This window comes from Dokdonella sp. (genome assembly GCF_035703485.1).
Classification (GTDB): domain Bacteria; phylum Pseudomonadota; class Gammaproteobacteria; order Xanthomonadales; family Rhodanobacteraceae; genus Dokdonella.
The window spans coordinates 1-26,712 of record NZ_DASSYD010000057.1 but is presented as its reverse complement, the minus strand read 5'-3'; the positions used below and the strand labels follow the sequence as shown (position 1 = coordinate 26,712).

At 60.1% G+C, this 26,712-nt stretch carries 21 protein-coding genes and 1 pseudogene; 17 read left to right on the top strand and 5 right to left on the bottom strand.

Translation table 11 applies throughout. From position 1 onward, the window contains the following. Positions 1-498 precede the first annotated feature (498 nt). From VFN25_RS04445 to VFN25_RS04430, 4 genes are all read left to right on the top strand, one after another. On the top strand, positions 499-1,860 hold the full coding sequence (locus VFN25_RS04445; protein ID WP_325139243.1) for an ISL3 family transposase: 1,362 nt from the start codon (positions 499-501) through the stop codon (positions 1,858-1,860). A gap of 38 nt (positions 1,861-1,898) precedes the next feature. Further along, positions 1,899-2,675: a hypothetical protein gene (locus VFN25_RS04440; RefSeq protein WP_325139241.1), complete on the top strand. Its 777-nt coding sequence runs from the start codon at positions 1,899-1,901 to the stop codon at positions 2,673-2,675. After that, entirely contained in the window at positions 2,659-4,872 is a 2,214-nt protein-coding gene (locus VFN25_RS04435; protein ID WP_325139239.1) for a S8/S53 family peptidase, read from the top strand. The genes VFN25_RS04440 and VFN25_RS04435 overlap by 17 nt, the downstream gene beginning before the upstream one ends. A gap of 568 nt (positions 4,873-5,440) precedes the next feature. After that, positions 5,441-7,150, top strand: coding sequence for a VWA domain-containing protein (locus VFN25_RS04430; RefSeq protein WP_325139237.1), 1,710 nt, complete (start codon positions 5,441-5,443; stop codon positions 7,148-7,150). A 137-nt stretch (positions 7,151-7,287) separates the two neighbouring features. Here the strand turns inward: VFN25_RS04430 and VFN25_RS04425 are convergent, their stop codons facing one another. Beyond that, positions 7,288-9,450 (bottom strand): hypothetical protein, encoded by a 2,163-nt coding sequence (locus VFN25_RS04425; RefSeq protein ID WP_325139235.1) that lies wholly within the window; start codon positions 9,448-9,450, stop codon positions 7,288-7,290. 438 nt (positions 9,451-9,888) lie between these two features. Between VFN25_RS04425 and VFN25_RS04420 the strand changes: the two genes are divergently transcribed. Next, the gene (locus tag VFN25_RS04420; RefSeq protein WP_325139233.1) at positions 9,889-10,380 is read left to right on the top strand and encodes a flavodoxin family protein; all 492 of its coding nucleotides are present in this window, start codon (positions 9,889-9,891) and stop codon (positions 10,378-10,380) included. A gap of 22 nt (positions 10,381-10,402) precedes the next feature. On the opposite strand, the gene VFN25_RS04415 is transcribed toward VFN25_RS04420, so the two are convergent. The 4 genes from VFN25_RS04415 to groES form a co-directional block, all read right to left on the bottom strand. Then, positions 10,403-10,549, bottom strand: a complete 147-nt coding sequence (locus VFN25_RS04415; RefSeq protein ID WP_325139231.1) for a hypothetical protein — start codon at positions 10,547-10,549, stop codon at positions 10,403-10,405. A 106-nt stretch (positions 10,550-10,655) separates the two neighbouring features. Then, positions 10,656-12,209, bottom strand: a complete 1,554-nt coding sequence (locus VFN25_RS04410; protein ID WP_325139230.1) for a hypothetical protein — start codon at positions 12,207-12,209, stop codon at positions 10,656-10,658. A gap of 195 nt (positions 12,210-12,404) precedes the next feature. Beyond that, positions 12,405-14,057: a chaperonin GroEL gene (gene groL, locus VFN25_RS04405; RefSeq protein WP_325139228.1), complete on the bottom strand. Its 1,653-nt coding sequence runs from the start codon at positions 14,055-14,057 to the stop codon at positions 12,405-12,407. Positions 14,058-14,193: 136 nt separating this feature from the next. Beyond that, positions 14,194-14,481, bottom strand: coding sequence for a co-chaperone GroES (gene groES, locus VFN25_RS04400; RefSeq protein WP_325139226.1), 288 nt, complete (start codon positions 14,479-14,481; stop codon positions 14,194-14,196). A gap of 281 nt (positions 14,482-14,762) precedes the next feature. Here groES and VFN25_RS04395 point away from each other — a divergent pair, with 281 nt between their 5' ends. From VFN25_RS04395 to VFN25_RS04340, 12 genes and pseudogenes are all read left to right on the top strand, one after another. Next, entirely contained in the window at positions 14,763-17,006 is a 2,244-nt protein-coding gene (locus VFN25_RS04395) for an endonuclease (RefSeq protein WP_325139224.1), read from the top strand. 149 nt (positions 17,007-17,155) lie between these two features. Beyond that, positions 17,156-17,503 (top strand): divalent-cation tolerance protein CutA, encoded by a 348-nt coding sequence (gene cutA / locus VFN25_RS04390; RefSeq protein ID WP_325139245.1) that lies wholly within the window; start codon positions 17,156-17,158, stop codon positions 17,501-17,503. Positions 17,504-17,547: 44 nt separating this feature from the next. Further along, the gene (locus VFN25_RS04385) at positions 17,548-19,776 is read left to right on the top strand and encodes a protein-disulfide reductase DsbD (RefSeq protein WP_325139222.1); all 2,229 of its coding nucleotides are present in this window, start codon (positions 17,548-17,550) and stop codon (positions 19,774-19,776) included. A 52-nt stretch (positions 19,777-19,828) separates the two neighbouring features. Further along, entirely contained in the window at positions 19,829-20,398 is a 570-nt protein-coding gene (locus VFN25_RS04380; RefSeq protein WP_325139220.1) for a TlpA disulfide reductase family protein, read from the top strand. 70 nt (positions 20,399-20,468) lie between these two features. Then, complete coding sequence (locus VFN25_RS04375) at positions 20,469-21,509, top strand: NAD(P)-dependent alcohol dehydrogenase (protein WP_325139218.1); 1,041 nt, start codon at positions 20,469-20,471, stop codon at positions 21,507-21,509. A gap of 106 nt (positions 21,510-21,615) precedes the next feature. Then, entirely contained in the window at positions 21,616-21,843 is a 228-nt protein-coding gene (locus VFN25_RS04370) for a hexameric tyrosine-coordinated heme protein (RefSeq protein ID WP_325139215.1), read from the top strand. Positions 21,844-22,035: 192 nt separating this feature from the next. Further along, entirely contained in the window at positions 22,036-22,479 is a 444-nt protein-coding gene (gene aroQ, locus VFN25_RS04365; RefSeq protein WP_325139213.1) for a type II 3-dehydroquinate dehydratase, read from the top strand. 58 nt (positions 22,480-22,537) lie between these two features. Then, complete coding sequence (gene accB / locus VFN25_RS04360; protein ID WP_325139212.1) at positions 22,538-23,023, top strand: acetyl-CoA carboxylase biotin carboxyl carrier protein; 486 nt, start codon at positions 22,538-22,540, stop codon at positions 23,021-23,023. A 70-nt stretch (positions 23,024-23,093) separates the two neighbouring features. Continuing rightward, positions 23,094-23,414 (top strand): annotated as a pseudogene (locus tag VFN25_RS04355) (four helix bundle protein). A gap of 67 nt (positions 23,415-23,481) precedes the next feature. Beyond that, the gene (accC, locus tag VFN25_RS04350) at positions 23,482-24,849 is read left to right on the top strand and encodes an acetyl-CoA carboxylase biotin carboxylase subunit (protein WP_325139209.1); all 1,368 of its coding nucleotides are present in this window, start codon (positions 23,482-23,484) and stop codon (positions 24,847-24,849) included. Positions 24,850-24,965: 116 nt separating this feature from the next. Then, the gene (prmA, locus tag VFN25_RS04345; protein ID WP_325139207.1) at positions 24,966-25,883 is read left to right on the top strand and encodes a 50S ribosomal protein L11 methyltransferase; all 918 of its coding nucleotides are present in this window, start codon (positions 24,966-24,968) and stop codon (positions 25,881-25,883) included. 35 nt (positions 25,884-25,918) lie between these two features. Further along, on the top strand, positions 25,919-26,712 hold a 794-nt coding region (locus VFN25_RS04340; protein ID WP_325139204.1), incomplete at its 3' end, for a DUF3426 domain-containing protein.

Here is a 26,712-nt window from a genome sequence, read left to right as displayed (position 1 = left end):
CTGCATTGCTGGCATTCATGCCATCCATGGCAATCGCCAGCAATTGCTCGGCAACTGCTCCTGCGTTGCTCTACCTCCTGCATCCATGCAGTCGTCCTGCATTGCTGGCATTCATGCCATCCATGGCAATCGCCAGCAATTGCTCGGCAACTGCTCCTGCGTTGCCCTACCTCCAGCATCCATGCAGTCGTCCTGCGTTGTGCTGCACAGGGATGTGCGAATGCCGCGAGCGCAGGATGCGCTTGAGCGGCCTCTCGACCGCTTGTTCCCGACGCGGTTCTACCGCCTCCCTCCATGGAGGCGTACCTCCTGATCGATGCACTCGTCCTGCATTGCCGGCATATATGCCATCCAAGGCAATAAAAAAGGGTATCCGGATCGAGCTGTGGGATTGCTCGTCAAACAGCATGTCGATCTAGCTTTCTATTTCGGATTCTACTGTTGGCTCAGTCAGTGAATGTGTTAGAGTAAATCTCGGACTTCACTGTGGGGCTGCGCGTGACCGATCTGCTGCAGTTGTCTAGCCTCAAGACGGTATCGGTTACTTCGCAAGACGACGCGTACGTCGTCGTCGCTGAGGGGCGGATGGTCCCGAAGGCGTGTCCCGATTGCCGATCTGGCCGACTGTACGGCCACGGGACCAACGAGCAGACCTATCGCGATACGCCGATCCACGGCAAGACGGTCCAGATCACGGTGAACCGCAGGCGATATCGGTGCCAGAACTGCGGCAAGACGCTGTTCGATCCGATCCCAGACTTGGACGCCAAGCGGCTTGCCACCAGTCGCTTGATCGCCTACGTGCGAGCCAACTGCTTCCGGGAGCCGTTTGCCGTCGTCGCTCGCCGCGTGGCAATGGACGAGAAGACAGTTCGCCAGATTTTCGGAGATTACGTCGAGGAACTGGAATCGACGATTCGCTTCGTGACGCCGCGCATTCTTGGCATCGACGAGATCAAGATCATCGGCGACTATCGCGCCATGATCACGAACATTGAGCACCATACCCTGTTCGACATGCGGGAGAGCCGCAAAAAGCCGGAGCTGCTCGCCTACTTCAAGACGCTGCGCGACAAGGACCGGGTCGAGTGGGTGGCGATGGACATGTACCACGTCTATCGGCAAGTGGTTCAGGCCACGCTGCCGCAGGCGCGCATCGTCGTGGATCGCTTCCATATCCAGCGCATGGCCAACGACGCCCTGGAGAAGCTGCGCAAGCGCCTGCGCAAGACTTTGCCTGAGCGGCAGCGGCTCAAGCTTAAAGACGAACGCTTCCTGCTGTTGCGCCGCCAACACGACCTCAAACCCGAATCGATGGCCACGCTACGCGAGTGGTTCCAGAGATTCCCGGAGCTCAGCGAGGCGCACGCCATCAAAGAGGGATTCCTGTCGATCTGGGATCAGCAGAGTCGGCCGACAGCGGAGGCAGCCTACGCCACTTGGCTCAGCAACGTATCGCCCGAGCAGAAATCAGTGTTCAAGGATTTGCTTTCCGCGATGACAAACTGGTCGAACGAAATCTTCTCCTACTTCGAGCAACCGATCACCAATGCCTATACTGAATCCGTCAATAGTCTGGCCAAGGGGATGAATCGCATGGGACGTGGCTACAGCTTCGATGTGATCCGCGCACGCATGCTTTACGACCCCAAGGCGCGCAAGATGGGATCGGTTCAGGTGGTCGAACCCGTTCGGACTCCAGATGCCGGAAATTATGTAGAGTTCATGACGGCGAACTCGATGAGTCGACCTGTGCGGATGCATCGGCGCACCATCGAGTATGGGGCGCATATCCCAACCTTGGTCAAGCTGCTCGATTCTGGGTACTTCGAGCAGCCAGGCACAAACGAGACGCCGTGATGTGTAGGGTAGGCACGCTCTCAATCAAGGAGACGAAGATGAAACGCGTGTACTTCAAAAGTTTGGCTGCCCTCATGCTTGCTTTATGTGCGCAGATCGCTCATGCATTCGTTGATCCGCCGGTCATCTTGCCGGCTGATCCTGTCGCAGGGCAGGCTCTGTCTGTCAGCGTCCGTTCGGGTGTTTGCGACGGCTTCCTCTCGAACGAGCCTGCGCAAGTCATTCGCACAGGAAACACAGTTCGTATCGTGCTTGAAGGCGTTCACGAAGAAGACCCGTTTCATTGCAATCTTCCTGTCGGCACCAGCGTCTTCTCCATCGGCTCTTTCGATGCTGGTTCCTACACATTTCAGATCGATTGGCACTATGTTCCATTTGGCGGAACCAGCACCACGGAAACGCTAACCACGCTACAGGTTGTCGTCGCTGGAGTGCCGAATGTCCCGCTTCCAGCGATTGGCCCCATGGCAGCGCTGGCCGCTGCGCTCGCCTTGTTCTCTGCCGCCGCATTCCGACTGCGGCGACGCCATGTCTCCTTGATCGTGATGCCGCTTCTTGCGCTGCTCCCGTTGTGCAGTGATGCGCAGGAGCCGGATCGCCACATCAAGGTACTTGTGTCAATTGAGCCCGGCGCTCCGACCGCGTACGAACTGGTTCACTACCTCGACTTCTCTCCCCCATCTGGACCTCCGCCCCCTGGAAGCATTCAGCGCCATACCGCCGGCGGGGGTGACCTATTTGCTACCATTGCGTGCGTCTGGCGATTTCCTGGCCTACCTGGAGGCCAATCCGGAATCCATGCGCGCGCGCCTTGAGCGATATGTCGTTGTCGCCTATGCCGCTGAGGTGGACTATGAAGCAGCCCTTCAGTCGCTTCGATCCGACCCGTACGTAGTGGCCGCATACCCATCACTCGAAGTCAAGTTCTCATCTGTATCACTTGTCGAATTCGGGATCGAAGATTCAGCACCCGTGGGAGCAAACCTGCTGGGAACGCCGACGCAGTATGGCTGGGATTCGCTGAACATCGGCGCAGCCTGGGAGCTCGCGGGCGGCTATGCCATGATCGGAAGCGCCGACTCAGGCTTGGCTGTTGCGCATCCCGCACTGCGACAGTTCTCGGCAACGGGTCAGTACCTTGGAGGGAACTTCGTTCCAGCGTCTTCCCTTGATCTTGGAGACGGGCCGGGTTTCTACGACGCCGATGTTAACGAAGTGACGCCCATGCCGTTGCCTGTGAACTCGCCGTGCAACCCCAACGGTCTTCCGGCCGTCGAGCCTGCCCGAGCTGGACATGGAACCCATGTGGCTGGCTTACAGGCTGCAAATGGCGCCAGTGGGCTCGGTGTCAGAGGTACCTGCAAGCACTGCGGGATAGCGATGTGGAAGATTGCCAGAAATGTTTGCATTACAGGGCAAGTTCTCCTTCGCGCGAACTCTGAAGCGCTCGAGCCTGCTCTCACTCACATGACGGATACAGGTGCCCAAGTTGTCAATCTCAGCTTGGGTGCTCCTCGATCGCCGCAACCGCCGGAGACAGAATGGTGTCCAACGCATCTCAATGATCCATGGTGCTTGGGGTTGGCTCATGCGGAATTCCGAGGTGCGGTGATCGTTGCATCGTCGGGAAATCATCGCGACCGCTTGCAGTTTCCGGCAATGGAGTCGAGTGTGATCGCGACCGGAGGCTTCGATAGCAATCACGCCTTGTGGGACGACTCGCCGGGCAGCACGACGTTCTGTCCGAATCCGGCGAACAGCCAAGAGTGTGGCTCCAACTATACGAAGTACCTCGGCGGGCCACGACAAGAATTGATGGCGTCAGCGAAATCTGCTTTTTCGACAGTGTATCCAGGCAAGGACTACTTTCCCGACGCGGAGTGCGGCGATTCCTATGGCACTCCCATGGGCGACGGGTTGGGCCTATGCACGGGAACATCAATGTCAGCGCCGCAGATCGCCGGTATCGTGGGCATTCTCCGCTCTATCAATCCTCTCGTGATTGCGGGCAAGCCGGTCCTTCAGTTCGGGGACGTGGTGGGCATTCGCACGGTTCTTGCGCAGACCACGGTGGAAGCACAGAACGGTCAGCCGTGGACGCAGACCTTTGGGCATGGCCGGCCGGACGCAGCGGCGGCAGCTGCCCGCATGCTCGGAAAAGTTCAGGAGCGGATCGTCAAGAACCGCGCGACACCGCTGTTTCGAATGTACAGCGCGAACTCCAAGGATCACGCCGATACCACGTCGCCACAAGGCGCGCTCGCCTTGCTCATCAACCAAGAGTCAGCCTATCAGCCTCAAGGTTCGTTTGTGCCCGGTTATGCCAGTTTTCCCACCGAGCCGGGCACGACGCCGCTGACAGCACCGCGCGCTGCGATCTACGTGCTGACCACGGAGTACAAGCCGCGCCCCGAATGGCCGGCACTCGTGCCTCTTTACCAGATGGATCGGTCACGAAACTATCCGGCCGGGTGCACGCCGCAGACGCCAGGCTGCAACACTGCGAATCGCGATTTCATCCTGGTCACGACGACGGTGCATATCGAGCAGGCGTATGCGGACGGGTACAAGCTGCGCAATATCCAAGGCTACATCTACCAGCCGTGTACCGTGGAGCCCGCCTGCATCCCGCCCGGTGCCGAGAAAGTCTATCGCGCGTGCAAGGTCGCGGACGATGACTGTGCGACGTTCCTCGAAAGCGAGCGCACGACGTTTGAGGCAGTGGGCTACACGGCAGCCTATCCGAGCGGCAGCAACAAGATGCTGGGCTACGCCTATCCCTATTCCGACAACGATCCCCCTCGTTTCCCTGGCGGTCCTATAGGCGATGGACTGATCGACGGGTTCGAGCGCGTGATCGGCACGAAGATTGACTCCTGGGATTCCGACGGAGACGTCATAGGCGACGCAGAGGAGTTTTCGATGGTCGGCGTCGCCGTAAGCGACCCGTGCAGCGGCACGGGTGGCCGCAACTGTCCCGCAGATGTGATTTTCCAGAATGGGTTCCAGTAGCCAAGCTATCGTTCATCGTCTTCACGAGTAGGGCCCGGCGACGTGTCAGAACTTGATGAGTCATGGCACTCGTGCACCACCTCACCACGCGGCGGTTCGTAGTGAAAACAGGAACCGACACGACAAACCGCCCCAATACCTGATGTCAATCCATTCCCACACGAATTCCGCTGCGCAGATCGACTCGCCGCCTCTGAGTTCCACCAACGACTGCGAAAACCCCGAGTTGCGATCGAGCGCCTGCCCCACAGTCAAATCCGATTGCCCTAAAAAAACCCGCCGAGCATTGCTGCTGCGACGGGTTCTCCCTCCCCACGAGGCTTGTCACCTGAAGCCGCGATAATAACGATTTTTCAACAGTTGCCACGCCGCAGCGCAACATGAACGGCGATTGGCGTTGTCGGGCCAGCGAAGAATCGGCGCTTTCGCCAACTCCTCGTTGCAAAAGCCTGGCGATTGAATGCGACGAGGTAAAGCGTGAAGCGCCACGCATTTTGCGTGTGAATCAACACACATGACGGAATCATTCGATACCACTACGATGCGCTTTCTTCCAACAGGGGTTGCCATGAAAGTCATTGTTTGCGTGTTTCTGTTTGTGCTACCGGCAGCGCAGGCGTTTGCCGCTGAAAACATCATGCTTGTACTGGATGCTTCGGGATCGATGTGGGGCCAGATCGCTGGCAAAACCAAGGTTGAGATTGCCCGCGAAACCGTCGCCGACGTACTCGGCAACTGGAAAGCGGACAACGCGATTGGTCTGGTTGCCTACGGCCATCGGCGCAAGGGCGACTGCACCGACATCGAAACCCTGATCGAGCCGGGTCCGCTCGACAAGACCGCCTTCCTTTCGACGGTCAACAGCCTCAATGCCAAGGGCATGACGCCGCTGTCGGCAGCCGTCCAGCATGCCGCCGGCGTGCTCAAGTCATCCGAGCAGAAAGCCACCGTCATCCTGGTTTCCGATGGCGAGGAAACCTGCAACCTCGATCCGTGCACGGTCGGCACCGCACTGGAGAAAAGCGGTGTCGACTTCACCGCACATGTGATCGGTTTCGATGTCAGTGATCCGCAGCATCAGGCGCAGTTGCGCTGTCTTGCCGAGAACACCGGCGGGCGCTACTTCAATGCGCGCAGTGCCGATGAACTCGGCGCTGCGATTGAAGGTGCGGTCAGTGCCAGCACTGAGCCGCAACCGCCACCGGCCACGGCCAGCGTGGCTGCAAACGGCCCGCTGGCGATCACCCGTGAGGTCGAGATCAGCTGGAGTGGTCCGGCTGATCACGGCGACTATGTAACCTTTGCACCGGTCGGCTCGAAAGACGGTGCCTATCTCGACTACGTCGTGGTCGGCAAGAAGGAAAAGACCGCCGACAAGGGTGTCATCACGCTGCGGGCACCGGCCGAAGCCGGCAAGGTGGAGTTGCGCTATGTCAGCCCGATCCGCAAGGACAGCGTGCTCGCGCGTGTCGTGCTTGACGTCGGCGATGCCGAAGCCAGCATCGAGGCAGCCGACAGCGTGCCGGCCGGAAGCAAGGTCAAGATCACCGCACGCGGTCCGGTTGGCAGTGCCCACTGGGTTGGTTTTGCTCCGAAAGGCAGCCCGATCACTTCCTACCTCAATTACGCACGCCCCACTGGTGTCATCAGCGAAATTGAATTGATGCCGCCAGCCGAACCCGGCGAGTATGAGTTGCGCTACGTACTCAACGAGCGTGAACGCATCATTGCCTCGCGTCCGATCACCGTGACGGCGAGTGACGTCAGCGTCAGCGGCCCTGCCACGGCGATGGCTGGCGATACCATCACAATCAAGGCCAGCGGTCCGGAAGGATCGGGGCACTGGATCGGTTTCGCGCCTGCCGGGAGCGATGTAACCCAGTATCGCGACTACATCCGTCCACAGGGTGCGAAAACCGAGGGCACGCTGATGGCACCGACGGAAGCCGGCGACTACGAACTGCGCTATGTGCTCAACGAGCGCGAGAAAGTCGTCGCCTCGCAGCCGATCAAGGTGACGGCTGCCGTCGCCAAACTCGATGCGCCGGTCAGCATGGCCACAGGCGAGCAGATCACGGTCAAGTTCGCAGGCCCTCATCATGGCAGCCACTGGATCGGCTTCGTCCAGCGCGACACGCTGGACTATCTCGACTACGTGAGCGTCCCGCTTGAAGGTGACGCCGTCGCCTTGCGTGCACCCGCTGAAGCGGGCGAGTACGACCTGGTCTTCGTCATCGACAAGACTGCCATTACGCGCAACCCGGTGACCGTGCGCTGAAATGAAAACGGCCGGCGCCACAGGCCCGGCCGCCTTTCACACTGGATTGAACGCGCCGATGAGGCGGCGCCGACAGAACACGGCGTTCGCAGGAAGGGCCGCGGCTCGACCCGAAGGGCTGATTCGATCCTGTTGTGTCATTGCGATGGGATCAACCGAGGTTGTGACGAATACCATTCGGCCGCACGCCGCAGATGGAACTGATGCGCGCCCTTGCCGACCTCAAGACCGAGCTTGAGCAGCTTCCAGCGAATCAGCAGATCGCCTTGCGTTGCCGCCTTGGCCATGCGCATGCGCGCATTGACTTCGAAACGATCGTTGCGCGCCTCGACGGAATCGAAAACCAGGGTTTTCTCAAGCATGCGCATGTCACCGGTTGCGCGCAGTGATCCGGCATCGGCCAGCTTGAGCACCCAGCGCGGATAGTCGCTATGGCGGGTGAACAGTGCGAGCAGCAATCCGACGTTCTGCATCTCCACATTCACTTTTGCATTGATCCGCAGCGGTTTGCGTGCTTCGACCTGGGCGCGCTTCAGGGTCAGGTTGGCCCACCACGATTCGCCTTGCGTGCGACCCTTGTCGATCACGCTCACATTGCGCAACTTCAGGGTGCTGTTGTCGAGATCGAAATGACGCGTGGCGAGTTTGCTGCCGCCAATGCGCGCATCAAGATCGAAATCGCTGCGCAGTGAAATCTGCCCCAGCCTGGCACCGGCTTTTCGCGCATTGACGAGCACACGACCCGTGCTGATTTGTCCGTTGCCATCGAGACTGAGATCGCCATCCAGCGTCGCCGAGCCGCCGCTAATGCGTACGGCATCGGTCGGCAGATAGCTGTTGATCGCCTTGAGATCCGGTACCGCCGCGCCCTTGAAGCGCAAGCTGGCCTTCATTGATTCGCGTAGCTTGCCGAGGTCTTCATCGGATTCGAAGCGGATCGCCAGATCGCGGCCCGAGGCCAGCACCTTGTCCGGTTCGGCAAGTGCAGCCGCATCAAACCGGGCCAGATCGAGATCGACCCTGGCCAGCTTGCCATTCGCCGAATCCTCGAGCACGCCACGGGCACGTGCGGAGCCGCGAAAGACATGCTCGGCAACGGTCGCGACCAGATCAATTTGTGGCACGTCGACGCGACTGCCCGGCTGCAATTGGCCAGCCTCGATGCGCACATCGGCATCCACCTGACCGGAACCGGCAAGGCTCAACCACGGCGCCTTGACCAGCGCCTGCCCCAGCCAGTCCAGCGAGGCGAACCGCCAGTTCAGTGCCAGCGTTCCGGAGAGCCTGGCCAGTGCCGCCTTGGCATCCGCCGGCAGCGTGGCATCGGTTTGTGCATAGAACAAGTTTGCGTGGATCGAGCCGGGGTGCTTCGGAGTGGCGGGTACATCGAGATCCAGATGCATGCCGTCCGCTTCGAATCGCGTGTGCAGGCTGGCTTCGGCAATCACTTGTTCAGCGGCCGAGGTGACTTGCATCGGCACCTCGATCTCAAACTTTCCGCCATTGGCAAACCAGCCGCGTTGCCAGTGCAGATCAAGATCCAGTCTTCCCTGCAAATCGTCCCTGGCAAAGCCAGGCGTCCAGTGTCCGGAGGAATCGACATTGAGGCTCATGCCGGCAAGCTCGCCTTGCACGCGCAGCGCGGCATCGGTCAATCCGAGTGTTGCCAGGCCGGACGCCTCTTCACGACGATGCGAGTCAATTTCGAAGCGGCCCGATACGCTGCCGTTGCGCAGGAATTCGCGCCCGTCGCGGCTGGCACGCATCGCCTTGAGGTCGAACGTCGACGGCAGGATCTGCCATGGCCCGCCGCGCATCTGCTTGACCATGCCAAAGCTGGCGCCACCTTGCATGTCGATATCGAAACCGAGCACCCGGGCGTGTTCGATCTGCGCGGTGTGGATGCGGTCAAGACGAATCGTCCAGCCTTTCGGCCGCGCCGGCGGCGGCAACATGTCGAGTGCCACGCGCTGGACCGTGCCTTGCACCACGCCGGCTTCGATCCACGGCATGCGCAGTTCACGCGAAAGCAACGGCAACAACGCAATCCGCGCGCTGCCACGGGGCGTCTTGGCGCTCCACTGCACATGACGCACATGACCCTGTGCTTCGACATTCCACAGCTTCGCGTAGCCCGGCCACCAGGTGATCCCCTGGCTCCAGTGCAACTGGAATTTGTCGGGTTTGTGATTGATCGCCCACGGCCCGATCGGCGTGTTGAGGAACAGGTTCCCGGCAATCAGATAGACGCCGAGAAGGGCGAAAACGGACCACAACAATCGACGAAGCACTACGCGCATGACTTTCCTTTTTTTGTGCAGGGAGCATTCGTTGACGCTCACTGTGTAATCCGGCATCCCGCCAGGCTCCGGTTTCGCCCGACTTTCCGCCACGTTTTCGATCATGACTCAGACGGCTGGCAGGCCTGGTACTCGCCTTTCGAAGAACTCCTTTATTGCCGGGAGCACGTCAGTCTAGCCTTGTCTGAAGAGATCCCTGCGCACAAAAGGAATGCGAACCTTGCTAGCGGCCCGCACCACGTGCGTCACCGGATCGACTTTGTGCCGCGTGGGGTAATTGACCATCTCGGCGATTCCGACGTGCCGCGGGAAGGCGATTCCGTCTCCTTGCGTGCCCCGCCGACGCAGGCGACCATGCCAGCGTATTCATCGTCGACACGTCCACCATCGCATGCAACCCGCTGACGGTGCGCTGGCGACAAGTTCAGGATCCTGCAAATGAAATCCCTGCTGATCGTCTGGCATAGCCGTACCGGCGCAACCGAACAGATGGTTGGTGCTGCGCGCGAGTCGGCGGCGGCCGTGGAGGGCGTGCGGGTGAACGCGTTGCCTGCCGAACAGGCATCGGCGGCCGATGTGATGGCGGCCGATGCGTTACTGTTCGCCGCTCCGGAAAACCTCGCCAGCCTGTCCGGGGCGATGAAGGAATTCCTCGATCGCAGCTACTACGATCTGCTCGACCGCTGCAACGGCAAGGCCTTTGCCACGATTATCTGTGCCGGCTCCGACGGCGAAGGCGCACAACGCCAGCTCGACCGCATCGCACAAGGCCTGCGCCTGCAACGTGTCGCCCCGGCCATCATCATCAACACCGACGCGCAGACCCGCGAAGCGATCCTCGCGCCGAAAAAGCTCGGCACAGCAGACCTCGCCCGCGGCAGTGAACTGGGAGCGCTGCTCGCCGAAGGGCTGGCAATGGGAATTTTTTGATCGACTTCTGACCCCTGCTTGATCAGCCCACATTGACCGGCACCAGGGTCATCGTGTCGTTGCCGAAAATGTCGACGACCTTGACGCCGACGAGGTAGCGACCCGGGCGGCTCTTGCGCGTGCGCAAGCTTTGCCACTCGTTCTCGAAGATGATGGGAGCGACTTGCAACGGTACTGCAAGGCAACCTGCTACAAGACGGCATCGATCAACTCGGTCGCACGCTGCGCTGAATCCAGTTGCAACCGCGCCAGAACGGTGACGAGTTCGAAAGCCGCTACTGCGAATCGAGGTTGACGTGCTCGATTCGACCAACCTTGTCCACCTCGGCGAGGATGGCGGGGCGGGCGAGGATTTCCTGCAATCGTGCGTGGCGCATCGCGATTCGCGGTGCGCGTACGACGGGCGCATAGTCCTGCACGCTCAGCAGCGCATCCGTACGCGATGATTCCTTTTGCAATCGCTCGATCACGAAGCGGGTTGCCTCATCCAGCAGGCCGGCATCAAGCAGGGCGTCCTGGAACGTCGAGAGCGCGTCGGTTCGATGCTCGCGCATATAGTCGAGGTGCTTCTTCGCCTCGACCGCGTCAGCATTCTCGATGGCCACGAGATGTTGCAGTTTCTCCAGTTGCATGCGGCCGAAGGCGCTCATCTCACCGAGTTTGGCGACTGCTTCCAGCGCCTCTTGCGGCCGATTCAGCGACGCAAGCAGATTGCCGAGATTCAGAGCCTGGTTGACGTTTTCCGAATCGCCTTGCGGGAGGTCGATTGCGGTTCTGAGTGCGGCGACCGCGTCATCCATGCGCCCGAGTCCTTGCAGGGCTTCCGAGCGCGAGTTGAGAATCCAGATGTATTCCTTGTCGAAATCCTTGTACAAGTCGGCCCCTTTTCCATTGGCCACTCGGGCAATCACCCCATCACAGACTTCCAGCGCCCTGGCGTATTGGCGAGATTTCATCAGCCGCGCATGCAGTACCAGGATCGGTCTCAGCAGATCTGGCTGTGCGGTGACCGCCTTCTCGGCCTGGGCGACGGATGCGATTGCAACCTGATCCAGGTCGAATTCCGCCAGTCGTCCGCGGGTGACCGGATCGAAGCGCTTGTCGACACGCAGAGCCAGCACCATGAGTGGCGAGTCGATACGTTTCGCCGCACGAATCGCCTTGTCGAGTTGGTCGCGCTCGAGCAGGAGCCGCGTCAAATCCACCCAGAACCCGTTCGGTTGCGCGCCCCTGGCGGTCCAGTTGGCGTCAAAAAGACTTTCGAGGAAATCGAACAGAATGGTCGTTTGGCCCGGCTCATCAGGGAGTTCGCGATTGATCGCGTAGATTGCCGGCGAGTTGATCTGATCGAGCGTTTCCGGCCAGCGCCGGGCAATCGTCGTTATGCAATCTGCGCTGTCGATGTAGTCGTGCAGGGCGAACGACGCATACAAGCGGTTGTGCCAGTCCTGACTGCCGGCCTGGCTGGATTGGCTGGCGCGTTTCAACAGGTCTTGCGCGAGTTCCATCTTCTTCATGTCGAGGGCGACGTTGCCGGCCTCGAACCAAGCGAAGTGTTGGTAGACCTCGGAAAGCTGTGCGAATGCTGGCGACTGGATAGCTCGATCGAACTCGATCGCTGCCCGCTCCGATTGGCCGTTCTGCGACAGGCCGCTGGCAATATTGATCTGATGCTGGGCTATTTCGATGGCGGTTGTCGGCGGCGGATTGATTTCCGAGACGATGCTGGCCTGACTGCAGGGCGAGAACAACAAAAGTGCGCAGGCTGCCAGATGCGCGAGAAGAGAGTTTGTGCAACGTCCTGTCATCGAATCCACCTTTGAAATCATCGGAACAATCGAAATCTACAAGGCAGCGCGCATTTTTGCCAATTCTGCGTGAGTGGATTGGCGGCACAAAAAAGCCCCGCATCGCTGCGGGGCTTTTCTTGTAACAGGAACAGGGTGGAGCTGAACTTGAGAAGCGCGGCCACGGATGACCGCCTTTTGATTCTCGCGATCACCGAGGATCGCAGGAGTAGCTTCTTAGAAGCCCATGCCGCCCATGCCACCCATACCGCCCATGTCACCGCCACCACCGTGGCTGTGCGCTTCTTCCTTCTTCGGCGCTTCGGCGACCATGGCTTCGGTGGTGATCATCAGACCAGCGATCGAGGCGGCGTTCTGCAGCGCGGTGCGGGTGACCTTGGTCGGATCGAGGATGCCCATCTCGACCATGTCGCCGTATTCACCGGTGGCTGCGTTGTAGCCGTAGTTGCCCTTGCCTTCGGCGACCTTGTTCAAGATCACGCTCGGCTCTTCGCCAGCATTGGTGACGATCTCGCGCAGCGGCGCTTCCATCGCACGACGCAGGATCTGGATGCCGTGGTTCTGCTCTTCGTTGTCGCCCTTGAGCTTGACCAGGCCAGCGAGTGCACGGATCAGGGCAACACCACCGCCCGGGACCACGCCTTCTTCGACGGCTGCGCGGGTGGCGTGCAGGGCGTCTTCGACGCGGGCCTTCTTTTCCTTCATCTCGACTTCGGTTGCCGCGCCGACCTTGATGACGGCAACGCCGCCAGCCAGCTTGGCTACGCGTTCCTGCAGCTTCTCGCGGTCGTAGTCCGAAGAGGTCTCTTCGATCTGCGCCTTGATCTGCTTGATGCGCGACTGGATCGTGGCAGCTTCACCGGCACCGTCGATCAGGGTGGTGTTTTCCTTGGTGATGACGATCTTCTTGGCACGACCGAGATCCTTGAGTGTTGCCTTTTCGAGCTGCAGGCCAACTTCCTCGGAAATCACCTGACCGCCGCTGAGGATGGCCATGTCTTCGAGCATCGCCTTGCGACGATCGCCGAAACCCGGTGCCTTGACCGCTGCGACCTTGACGATGCCGCGGATCGTGTTGACGACGAGGGTCGCCAGCGCTTCGCCTTCGACTTCCTCGGCGACGATCAACAGCGGCTTGCCGGCCTTGGCCACGCCTTCGAGGATCGGCAGCAATTCGCGGACGTTGGAGATCTTCTTGTCATAAAGAAGGATGTACGGGTCATCGAGTTCAACCTGCTGCGAGGCCTGGTTGTTGATGAAGTACGGGGAGAGGTAACCGCGATCAAACTGCATGCCCTCGACGATGTCGAGTTCGTTGTCGAGACCGGAGCCTTCTTCAACGGTGATGACGCCTTCCTTGCCAACCTTGTCCATCGCCTCGGCGATGAGCTTGCCGATCGGCTCGTCGCCATTGGCCGAGATCGTGCCGACCTGGGCGATCGACTTGGAATCCGCCGACGGCTTGGAGAGCTTCTTCAGCTCCTCAACAGCCGTGATGACGGCCTTGTCGATGCCGCGCTTGAGATCCATCGGATTCATGCCGGCTGCAACAGCCTTCATGCCGTCACGGATCAGCGCCTGGGCGAGAACGGTAGCGGTGGTGGTGCCGTCGCCAGCGACGTCGGAAGTCTTCGAAGCGACTTCCTTGACCATCTGCGCACCCATGTTTTCGAACTTGTCGGCGAGTTCGATTTCCTTGGCGACGGAGACGCCGTCCTTGGTGATGGTCGGTGCGCCGAAGCTCTTTTCGAGCACGACATTGCGGCCCTTCGGACCGAGGGTGGCCTTGACCGCATTGGCCAGGGCGTTGACGCCGCGCAACATGCGGGCGCGAGCATCTTCAGAGAAGCGGATTTCTTTTGCAGACATGGTGGAACTCCGTGATTCGATATTCGGGATTGGGGATTCGGTTCAGAGCAAAAGCGTTGGTTTCGGGATTCGGGGCGGTAGTCGGTGCGGCAATGCGCTTCTACGACTCCCTACTCCCCACTCCCAACTCCCGCTCTTACTCAATCACCGCAACGATGTCTTCTTCGCGCATGACCAGCAGTTCCTCGCCGTCGACCTTGACCTCGGTGCCCGAGTACTTGCCGAACAGGACCTTGTCGCCGACCTTGACGGCGATCGGACGGACCTTGCCGTCTTCGAGGATTTTGCCGGTGCCGGCAGCGACAACTTCGCCGCGGATGGGCTTCTCGGCGGCGGAGTCAGGGATCACGATGCCGCCGGCGGAGATTTTCTCTTCTTCCAGGCGCTTGAGGATGACGCGATCGTGTAGGGGACGAAGTGCCATGATAGGTTTTCCTTCAACTGGTTGATTTAATTGAACAATTATCGGGCTGCTAGCACTCTACCCGAATGAGTGCCAATTCTACTCGCGTAAAAAAGCCTGGGGAAGTCCTCAGGCTGTCTAGTTTGGCGTGCCACGAACATGGGGCTGGGCTTTGGGCTTTCAATAGCGATGCAATCCAATGTGCAGCGCAGCACTCCCTCGCGCCACTTATCCAGCGTTGCCTTGACTATAATCGGGAGCGATGCCGCCCGTCCTTGGGCGCGCCCATCCGGGAATCCACCATGAGCCAGCATTTCGGCGCGCGCTGCGCCACCGTCGTTCTTTTATCGGTATTCTCCTGCGCCGCCGTGGCCCAGGTTGTTCCACTGGTTGGCGGAACGCCGGCGGTGCAGGATTTCGATTCACTGGCCAGCAGCGGTACGAGTTCGGTATTGCCTGATGGCTGGTATCTGGAGGAAACCGGCAGCAACGCGAATGCGACCTACTCGGCAAGCAATGGTTCGGCCAATTCGGGCGATACCTACAGCTTTGGTGTGAACAGCGAACGCGCTTTTGGCACGCTGGCTTCGAATTCGCTGGTCTCACAGATTGGCGCGCAACTACGCAATGACAGCGGCCAGGCCCTGAGTGAAATCGCGGTTGCCTACACCGGCGAACAATGGCGGCTCGGAGCCACCGGTCGCGCCGAAACCTTGCTGTTCGAGTACAGCGTCGACGCGCTTTCGCTCGCCGATCCCGCGGCAAACTGGACAGCGCTTCCGGCACTCAATTTTTCGTCACCGACAACAACCGGCCCCACTGGCGCGCTCGATGGCAATGCCGCTGCCAACCGCACGGCGATCAGCGTCTCGATCAGCGGACTCAATCTTGCTGCCGATGCGACGATCTGGGTGCGTTGGACCGATCTCAACATCAGCGGTGCCGATGACGGTCTGGCCATCGACAACATCAGCTTTGCGGTCGCCGGTGACCCGCCGGTCGATGTGCCGCCGACCGTGGTCAGCACCAACCCGGCCGACAACGCTGTCGATGTTGCACTGGCCGCCAGCCTCGCCATCACTTTCAGTGAAGCGGTGACCTTGACGGATCCGTGGACCAGCATCAGTTGCACGATCTCGGGTACGCACGCGGCAACGCTCAGCGGTGGGCCGACAAGTTTCACACTGACTCCGTCTGTGTCATTTGCCGGGAACGAAACCTGCACCTGGACCATTCTTGCCGGTGGCGTGGTCGATCAGGATGGAACGCCTGACCCGATGACCAGCAACGTGGTGGTCACGTTCACTACCTTCGATCCAAGCAGCGTGCCGCCGCCAACCGTGGTCTCGACCCAGCCGGCCGACAATGCGACCCATGTGCCGCTGGCCAGCGATGTGCGGGTCAATTTCAGCGAAGCGGTAACCACGACGGCGGGTGCTTTCGCATTGGTCTGTGATTCAAATCCGATCGTTCTCGGAGAATCCGGAACCGGCTCGACCCGCACCCTGACTCCGGCGACTCTGCTGCCGGCCGATGGCGTGTGCGAATTCACGATCAACGCCGCCAATGTGCGCAATGCCAATGACATTCCGATGGATCAATCGGTGACGATCCATTTCACGGTTTCCAGCGGCGATGACAGCGGCTACTACGATTCGGTGAATACCAGCAGCGCCGAGCAACTGCGTTGCAGCCTGCATCTGCTGATCCGCGGCCATACCGCTTATCCATACAGCGGCTCGGGCACGAACACGTGGACGATCCTTGAAACGGCACAGGCCAATCCGAACAATCCGAGCCAGATCCTTGATGTCTACAAGAACCGCCTGTACACCGCAATCAGTGATCGCGCCGGCAGCGGTGGCGGGGTTACCTACAACCGCGAGCACACCTGGCCGAATTCGCTGGGCTTCCCGAGCCAGACCGGCAACCTCGGCCTGCCCAATGCGCCGTACACCGATACGCACATGCTCTATTTGTCCGACACCGGCTACAACTCGGATCGCAGCAACAGCCCATACGGCGACTGTACGGTCCAGGCCAGTTGCGCCGAGCGCGCCACGGAATTCAATTTCGGATTTGGCGGTGGCACCGGCACCTACCCGGGCAACTCGAACTGGTTCAACAACAACACGTTCCAGACCTGGGCCCATCGCAAGGGGGACGTGGCCCGCGCCGTGATGTACATGGCAATTCGCTACGAGGGCGGTACTGATCCAACCAGCGGACAGAGCGAACCGAATCTTGAGCTGACCGACAACCGCAGCCTGATTGTCGGCAGCAGCAACTACAACGTGCCGGCGTACATGGGCTTGCTCACCGATCTGCTGGCCTGGAGCGCCAGTGATCCGCCGGACGCCGAGGAAGTTGCTCGCAATGGCGTGATCCAGACCTTCCAGGGCAACCGCAATCCGTTTATCGATCACCCGGAATGGGCTACACGTGCCTTGTTCGAATCGAGCAACCCGGCAGTCTGCGAGCCGCTGGACAACAATCTGATTTTTGCCGACGGATTCGATTCGCCGGCTCCGCCGACCGTGCATTGATCGAAAATCATCGGAGTCCGAATTGCGGACTCCGATGAGTTTGCCGATGAAAGGAAACGCGCAGATTGCCGGTTGAGTGTTGGTGCGCGGCGCATGCGTTGCGGTGACGTTGATTTTGTAGATACGCCTGAAGGCGCTTCTACGGGACAATTCAATCCTTCCTGAGGCAGCCTGATATTTCCACCGTCATAGTCCATTGCAGTTGCGCCGCCGATGGCAGTGCCGAAACGATCGCCAAGACCCTGGTCGAGGAGCGCCTGGCCGCTTGTGTTTCAGTGTTGCCGGGCATGCGCTCGACCTATCGCTGGCAGGGCGAGGCGCATGCTGATGAGGAAGTGCTGATGTTGATCAAGACCACGCGCGAGCGCTATCCGGCCATGGCTGCGCGACTGCTCGAACTGCATCCATATGAACTGCCCGAGATAATTGGGGTCGATGTCAGCGTCGCCCATGCGCCCTACGCGGCCTGGGTCGAAGATCAAGTTGGGGGATCGTGACCCATTTCGGGCTGCTGCCCACCCATTCAATCCGGAGTTTTCCCTTGTCCCGCTATCTGTTCGCCGTGCTGCTCTCGCTGTTTGCTTTCACCACCGGCCATGCGCAGGAGCAGGATGGATTGCTGCCGGTCGACCAGGCCTACGTGCTCAAGGCCGAGCTGGCCGGGCCGGATCGGATCGCCCTGCATTGGACGATCGCCAAGGACTATTACCTGTACAAGGGCCGGATCAAGGCCAAGACCAGTCAGCCTGGCCTGACCCTCGGCACGCTCGATCTGCCCAAGGGCATCGAGGAGCACGACGAATTCTTCGGCGACGTCGAGATCTACCACGATAGTGTGGAGGCGAGCCTGCCGTTCACCCTCGCCGATGCATCGGCACCGACGGTCGATGTGACGATCACCGTGCAGGGTTGTCACGAGACCGAGCCAAAAATCTGCTACCCGCCGCATCCGGTGAAGCTCTCACTCAAGCGTGAAGCAATCGCTGCTGCGCCAGCGGCCAGCCCGTTGGCGGAAAAGCTCAGCGGCGGCTTCGCCTTCGGATCGACGGTTGACACGCTCGATTCAGATGAGGCCTTGCCACCCGAGCAGGCTTTCGTGTTCGAAGCGATCGAGATGAGCCCGACCGAGATCCTCGCACGCTGGACCATGCCGAAGGGCTATTACCTGTATCGCGACAGAAGTCAGGTCAGCGTTGTCGATGGGCGCGACGTCGAAGTCGGCGCGCCGCAATGGCCGGCCGGTGTCGATCACACCGACGAGCACTTCGGCACGGTTGTTGTCTACTACAACCAGGTCGAACTGCCCGTCTCCGTCCGCCGCGCCGATGGCGAGGCGCAGACCATCCAGTTGCAGGGCGAGTTCCAGGGCTGCAAGGAAAACGGCATCTGCTATCCGGTCATGCAGCGCACGGTCGCGGTCGATCTCGATCCGGCCAGCGCCGAAGAGCTGGCTGCGGCGGCCAAGGCCTTCGTGCCGGCGACAAAATCGATATTTGATTCCACTGCTGCCGACGCGTCGGCGGAGAACGCGCTGCGTTCGACACCGCCTGTTGTCAGCGGCGTCGGTGTGCTTGGGGCGCTGCTGTTCGCTTTCCTCGGCGGCATCATTCTCAATCTGATGCCCTGCGTATTGCCGGTGTTGTCATTCAAGGTCATTGGTCTGGCCCAGAGCGGCGAGAGCCTGGCAAAGGCGCGCAGCCATGCCATCTGGTACACGCTCGGCGTGCTCGTTTCGTTCGCCGTGCTCGGCTTGCTCGTCATTGCATTGCGCGCTGCAGGGCAAGCGCTCGGCTGGGGTTTCCAGCTTCAGCAGCCGGGCTTTGTCGCGATTCTCATTTACGTGTTGCTCGCTGTCGGCTTGAGCCTGTCCGGAGTGTTCACGATCGGCGCCAGTCTCGCCGGGACCGGTCAGGGCCTGGCTTCGAAATCCGGGCCGGCTGGTGACTTCTTTACCGGCGTGCTTGCCTGCATCGTCGCCAGTCCCTGCACGGCACCATTCATGGGCCCGGCACTGGTGTTCGCATTTGCATCGTCCTCGATCGTTGCCTTGCTGATCTTCCTTGCTCTCGGTCTCGGACTGGCCTTGCCGTTCCTGCTGGTCGGCTTTATTCCGGCGCTGGCCTCGCGCCTGCCGAAACCCGGCGCATGGATGGAGACCTTCAAGCAAGTGCTGGCCTTCCCGATGTATCTGACTGCGGTCTGGCTGGTCTGGGTGCTCGGCAAACAGCGCGGTGTCGATGCGATCGGCCTGGTCCTCGTCGGCGCCGTCGTGCTGGCGCTGGCACTGTGGTGGATCGAGCGTAGCCGCCGCGCAGACAAGCCCATCGCGCGCGTGCTCGCCGTCATCGTCTTGATCGCGTCGCTGGTTCCGGTGTGGATGATCGCGCGTCTGGATTTGCCACCGAAATCCCTCGACATGGCGGAATCATCCATCGCCTATTCGAAAGACAAACTGGCCGCATTGCGCGCTGACGGACGCACCGTTTTCGTCAACATGACGGCCGATTGGTGCGTGACCTGCAAGGCGAATGAGAAGAGCGTCCTCGGCACCGATCATTTCGAGGAGCTGATGAAGCAATCCAATGCCATCTACATGAAGGGCGACTGGACCAATGTCGATCCGGAGATCACCGCGTTTCTGCAGGCACATGGTGCTGTCGGTGTACCGTTGTATGTGGTCTTCCACGGCGACCAGGGCAACGGCAAGGTATTGCCAACCGTGTTGACCGAGGCGATTGTCGAGGATGCCTTGTCGCCTGGCACCCTCTGAGCCGACAAAAACTTGCGACGACTACCCATCGACCGGAATCCGAATCGAATCCATGTTCAATCGCACCAACGTCTTTATCGTACTGCTCGCTCTGGCCAGTGCCGGGCTTGGCCTCGGCTTGAGCGCGCTGTTGCGTCCATCAGCGTCACCTGCCGTGACTTCCACGCAATCTGCAACGTCCAGGGTTCCGGTGCTCGACATTGGCCAACCAATCGGTGAGATCCGTTTGCCGGATCGCGATGGCAAGTCGCGTCAATTGTCCGAATGGAGCGGCAAGCTGGTTGTGCTGAATTTCTGGGCAAGCTGGTGCGGTCCGTGTCGAGAGGAGATGCCGATGCTTGATGCGATGCGCGCTCGCTATGCATCCCGGCATGTCGAAGTCATCGGTGTGGCCGCCGAACCAGCGACGGATGCGCTCGGGTTTCTCAAGCAGAATCCGGTGGCCTACCCGATTCTGATCAACGCCCCCGAAGATCCGCTCGACGTTTCCCTGCATTTCGGCAATACCCAGAGTGTGTTGCCATACACAGCGCTGATCAGCCGCGACGGCCGCCTGTTGGCGACGCGCATGGGCAACTTCAGCGAGCAGGCGCTCAAGGAATGGATCAACCCCTATCTATGAGTTTGCCGCCCGGGGCTTGATTCTGCGGGCGTCGACAGGATCTCAATAGCCCCACTACAAGGAATCACCCATGTCGACTCCCGCCTACGCAGCCATTGAAGCCAAAGCCGCACTCACGCCATGGACCATCGAGCGGCGTGCGCCCGGTGCGCATGAAGTGCAGATTGAGATCCGCTATTGCGGCGTCTGTCATTCGGATATCCATCAGGCGCGCGCCGAATGGGGAGGCGGCATCTTTCCGATGGTGCCGGGTCACGAGATCGTCGGTGAAGTGGGCGCAGTCGGTAGCGCGGTGACGAAATTCAAACCGGGCGACCGGGTCGGTGTCGGCTGTTTCGTCGATTCCTGTCGAGAATGCTCGGCCTGCAAGGAAGGTGAGGAACAGTTCTGTTCGAGCGGCATGACCGCCACCTACAACAGTCTTGAGCGCGGCACCCAACAGCCGACCTATGGGGGCTACTCGACGCGTATCGTGGTCAACGAGGATTACGTGCTGCGCGTGCCGGATTCGATCCCGCTGGATCGCGCCGCACCCTTGTTGTGCGCCGGCATCACCACCTATTCACCTTTGCGACATTTCGGTGTCAAGGCGGGCGACCGTGTTGCCGTGGTCGGTCTTGGCGGACTCGGCCACATGGGCGTCAAGATCGCACACGCCATGGGTGCCAGGGTCACCGTGTTGAGTACCTCGCCATCGAAGCGCGACGATGCCCTGAAGCTCGGCGCCGATGATTTTGCTGCCACCTCGGACAAGGCCACGTTCAAGAAATTGGCCGGCCAATTCGATTTCATCCTCGACACCGTTGCCGCTGCGCATGACTACAACGCCTACCTCGGCCTGTTGAAGCGCGATGGCACGATGATTCTGGTCGGCATGCCCGATCAGCCGACGCCGCTCTCGGCCGGGCCCCTGATCATGGGTCGACGCCGGCTGGTCGGTTCACTGATCGGTGGCATTCGCGAGACGCAGGAAATGCTCGACTTCTGCGCCGAACACGACGTCGCCTCCGACATCGAACTGATTTCCATCGACAAGATCAACGAAGCCTACGAACGCATGATCAAGGGCGACGTTCGCTATCGGTTCGTTATCGATTGTGCGACGTTCTGACTCAAGTGATGTCGGGATTCGCTACTGCGGAGGCATCAGGTTTCAACCCTGTCGCGGTCAGAGGTATAGTCGTTGCCTTGATCCATAGATGAAGGAGTTCGCCGCGATGTCAGACCTTTGGCTTACCACCCTGCAAACGGCAACGCCGCAGGAAGGCTTCGAGCTGGCCATCACCCTCAGCCGCCGCGGGGTCAAGTACACCCAGCCTGATGGGGCTGTGTTGAAGAAGCTGCGCCCCGAATACGCGGATTCAGCCGATGGTCTGACTGCCGCCTCGCAAGTGGTCGCAATCAACTTCCAGACCATAGCCGCCGCCAACCAGTACTGGCGCTAGCCGCCTGTCGGGTTTTGTCGCTGCTGCGGCAATCGCCCCATGCGCGTTTCGTATCAGAGCCGCACCGGGTTGCAGACTGAAACCAGATGCCGAATTTCGCCGATCTTCGTCGAACTGGACACAATGGGCCGGTTCGATGACACTAGCGCTCCTGTTTGAACCCGGTCGTTTGACCGCAGCTTCGGAGCGACATTGGCCAAGATCCTCGTCCTGCATGGGCCCAACCTCAACCTGCTCGGTACGCGCGAGCCAGAGGTTTATGGGCGCACGACCTTGGTTGATATCGATGCGGGCCTGAGTGCTGCGGCAGCGACTGCCGGTCATCAGCTGACCAGCTTTCAGTCGAATGCCGAACATGCGTTGATCGATCGCGTGCATGCGGCGCGAGACGAAGCGGTCGCCTGGATCGTGATCAATCCGGGTGGATACACGCATACCAGCGTCGCCTTGCGCGATGCGCTGGTTGGTGTGGCGATTCCGTTTGTCGAAGTGCACCTGTCGAATCTGGCCGCGCGTGAGTCGTTCCGTCACCACTCCTATTTCTCCGACATCGCTTTCGGCGTAGTTTCCGGATTCGGTGCCGAAAGCTATCGTCTGGCACTGGATTTCATCCTCCGCCGGATCTCCTCCAACTGACCCATTACCACCCGGAATGACGTGCTTGCCGCGCCATTCCCTTGCTAAGGCGACGCCCATGGATCTGCGCAAGATCAAGAAACTGATCGATTTGCTCGAGGAATCGAATCTGGCTGAACTCGAGATCAAGGAGGGCGAGGAAATCGTCCGCCTGTCGCGATATCCGAAGAACATGACGCCAACCTATGCGGCAGTGCCGGCCAGCCCCGCGCCGGCAGTCCAGGCCGTGGCGGCCCCGGCTCCATCAACGGCGACTGGCGCGCCGAGCCCGGCACCCGCAACGGCGGAGGAAAAAGATGATCTTCCATCCGGCACGACCGTGCGTTCACCGATGGTCGGCACGTTCTACGCCTCCTCGAATCCCGATGCGCCGCCATTCGTCACGGTCGGCCAGAAGGTCAAGGTCGGCGACACCCTCGGCATCATCGAAGCCATGAAGATGTTCAACCAGATCGAAGCAGAGATCTCCGGTACGGTCGTCGCCGTAATCGCCGAAAGCGGACATCCGGTGGAGTTTGATGAGCCGTTGTTTGTGATTGGCTGAGAGGCCGGGATTCGGGAGTCGGGATTTGCAAGAGCGGCCTCATCAGCGATTGGAAGTCTGGCGCGATTCGATGAATCTGGTCGAAGCCGTTTATCGCTTTTCCGCTTGCTTTCCGGACACCGAGCGCTTTGGACTGCTGCAATAGATGCGCCGTGCAGCGATCAGTGTGCCGTCGAATATTGCCGAAGCTGCGGCACGGCGATCGAGGCCGGAATATCTGAGGTTTCTTTCCATCGCACGGGGCTCCCTTTCAGAACTCGACACGCAACTTCAAATCTCGACAAGACTTGGATTTGCCGAGATTTCTCCCGAACTTGACGAGCTGGTCGATTGTGTGTTTTCAAAATTGAACGCGCTGATCAAATCGCTGAACAAACCCAGGACGCCATGATGCGCAAGCTTTTCCGAATCCCGAATCCCGAATCCCGGTTTTCAACAGCCGAATGGCTGGTCATCCCATGCTAGACAAAGTCGTCATCGCCAATAGAGGCGAAATCGCGTTGCGAATTCTGCGTGCTTGTCATGTGCTCGGGATCAGGACGGTGGCCGTGCATTCGACGGTTGACCGCAATCTCAAGCATGTCGGTATGGCCGATGAGTCGATCTGTATCGGCCCACCTGCGGCGGCAGAGAGCTACTTGAACGTGCCGGCACTGATCGCGGCGGCCGAGGTGACCGACGCCCAGGCGATTCATCCAGGCTATGGCTTTCTTTCCGAGAATGCCGATTTCGCCGAGCGCGTCGAGCAATCGGGTTTCATTTTCATCGGCCCGCGACCTGAAACGATTCGCATGATGGGTGACAAGGTCGAGGCGATTCGCGCGATGAAGGCGGCCGGCGTGCCCTGCGTGCCGGGCTCCGGCGGGCCGCTAGGCGAGGATAATGCCGAGAACCTGCGCATAGCCCGCGACATTGGCTATCCGGTCATCATCAAGGCCTCCGGCGGTGGCGGCGGGCGCGGCATGCGCGTCGTGCAAACCGAAGCGCATCTCGGCAACGCGATAGCGATGACCAAGACCGAAGCCAAAGCCGCTTTCGGCAATGACCAGGTCTACATGGAGAAATACCTCGAAAATCCACGACACGTCGAGATTCAGGTGCTTGCCGACGGCCAGGGAGGGGCGATCCATCTTGGTGAGCGCGATTGCTCGATGCAGCGCCGTCACCAGAAAGTCGTCGAGGAAGCGCCCGCACCCGGGATCAGCGAAGACCAACGCCAGGCGATCGGCAAGGTCTGCGTCGAGGCCTGTCTGCGCATCAATTACCGCGGCGCAGGCACATTTGAATTTCTATATGAAGATGGAAACTTCTACTTCATCGAAATGAATACGCGCATCCAGGTCGAGCATCCGGTGACCGAAATGATTACCGGCGTCGATCTGGTTCGTGAGCAATTGCTGATCGCGTCCGGTGAGAAGCTGTCGATCCGCCAGCAAGATATTCGCATCACCGGCCATTCGATCGAATGCCGGATCAATGCGGAAGATCCCGATACTTTCATGCCATGCCCCGGAACGGTGAAGCGCTTTCTTGCTGCCGGTGGTCCCGGTGTGCGTACCGATACACATATCTATGATGGCTACCGTATTCCACCGAATTACGATTCGATGATCGGCAAGCTCATCGTGCATGGCCGCGATCGCGAAACGGCGGTCGCGCGCATGCGTCAGGCACTGGCTGAAGTCGTCATCGAAGGTGTCAAGACCAACCTGCCATTGCAGATGCGGATCATGGCCGACAGTGGTTTTCAGGCTGGTGGCATGAATATCCACTACCTTGAAAAACGCATGGCTGAAGCGAAGGAAAAGGCGCTCGGCTTGAGCTGATCACCGTGCCACGGTATCGGCGAGCGCTGCCCTTCGCGACGGGAGCTTCATCATGTTCACGCAGGTGGCGGTGACTTGCCGGCTTGTTCCTTTTCCTCACTTCCGACTCCGTATCCATGTCCTGGCTAGAACTCTCCCTGACCCTGCGCTCCGATCTGCAGGAATCCGTCGAAACCGCGCTCGAGGATGTCGGCGCGCTATCGGTGACCTTGCTCGATGCCGATGCCGATACCAGCAATGAACAGGCCATCCTTGAGCCGGCCGTCGGCGAGACGCCGTTGTGGTCGTTGATCGTTCTCTCGGCCCTGTTTGAGTCCGATGTCGATCGCAACGGTCTTGTTCTCGTGCTCAGCGAGTTGCTGCCGGATCTGGAGCCCGGCCAGATCGTGTTTCGCGAGGTCGCCGACCAGGACTGGACACGGGTCTGGATGGATCAGTTCAAGCCGATGCAGTTCGGTCAGCGGCTTTGGATCTATCCGTGGAATATCGAGCCGCCGGCTCAGCAGGAAGAATCCGGTGCACCCCGGCGCGTCACCGTCCGTCTTGACCCTGGCATGGCGTTCGGAACCGGGACGCATCCGACTACGGCGCTGTGCCTGGAGTGGCTCGATCAGGTGAGCCTCACGGGCAAGTCGGTGATCGACTATGGTTGCGGGTCGGGCGTCCTGGCCATCGCTGCGGCTCTGCTTGGCGCGAAATCCGTGCTTGCTATCGACAATGATCCGCAGGCGCTCGAAGCCAGTCGTGACAATGCCGAACGCAACGGTGTCGCAGATCGCATCTGCCTGCATCTGCCGGATGCCGATCCCGATGGGGTTGCCGATGTCCTCGTGGCGAATATTCTCGCCGGGCCGCTGGCTGAACTTGCGCCGCTGTTTGCTTCGCGAGTCAGGGCCGGGGGTGCACTGGCGCTGTCGGGGATTCTGGTCGGCCAGCAGGCGGAACTGCTTGAACGCTACAACGAGTGGTTCGAGGATCTGACGGTTGCGCGGCGAGAAGACTGGGTGCGTATCGATGGGCGGCGTCGCCGCTGATCCGATTCGCCCATGAGGTCGCGTAGAATGACCGCATGTACACCCAATGCCCCGAGTGCCAGACGGTTTTCAAGATCAGTTCCGCTGACCTTGCGGCGGCGCATGCGTCGGTTCGCTGTTCGCACTGCAATGCCTTGTTCGACGCCTTGCCCAGCCTCAGCGAACAACTGCCGCCTGAGCCGATCAGCAGACTTGAGCGCCATCCGGAACATCTCCCGCCCCCGCAATTGGGATTGCCGGTATTTCGGCCCAATCGCGGAACGCAAGGCGCATTGTTTCTTGACCCGGATGACCGGCCGCGTGCCCACGAACGCGCTTCGGGGCCGCCACAGTTTGCTCATCGACGTCGATCCACGGATCAAGGTGGCAACGGCATCTGGATTTTCGGCAGCTTCCTCTTGCTGCTGCTGCTTGGCGGCGAAATTGCCTGGGCTGAGCGCAGCCTGTGGATCAACAATTCGAGTTTGCGCCCAGCAATTGTTGATGTCTGCGCCAGGCTTGGATGCCAGGTTCCCTTGCGCAAGGATGATGCACTTCTGCAATTGGCCTCACGCGATATCCGGCCGCATCCATCGGTACCCGGAGCGTTGATCATTTCCGCCACATTGCAGAACGCTGGCGATTTTGCCCAGCCGTTTCCGACGGTGGAAATCACCTTGTCCGATCTTGACGAGCAACGCATTGCGATGCGTCGTTTTCGGCCCGAAGAATACGTCAGCGACAGCAAGGCCCTGGTCAGTGGTCTGGCCGCCGGGGCGAAGGCTCCGCTGGTTTTCGAGGTCGCGGATCCTGGCAAGAATGCGGTCGCTTTCGAGTTCCGATTCGAGTA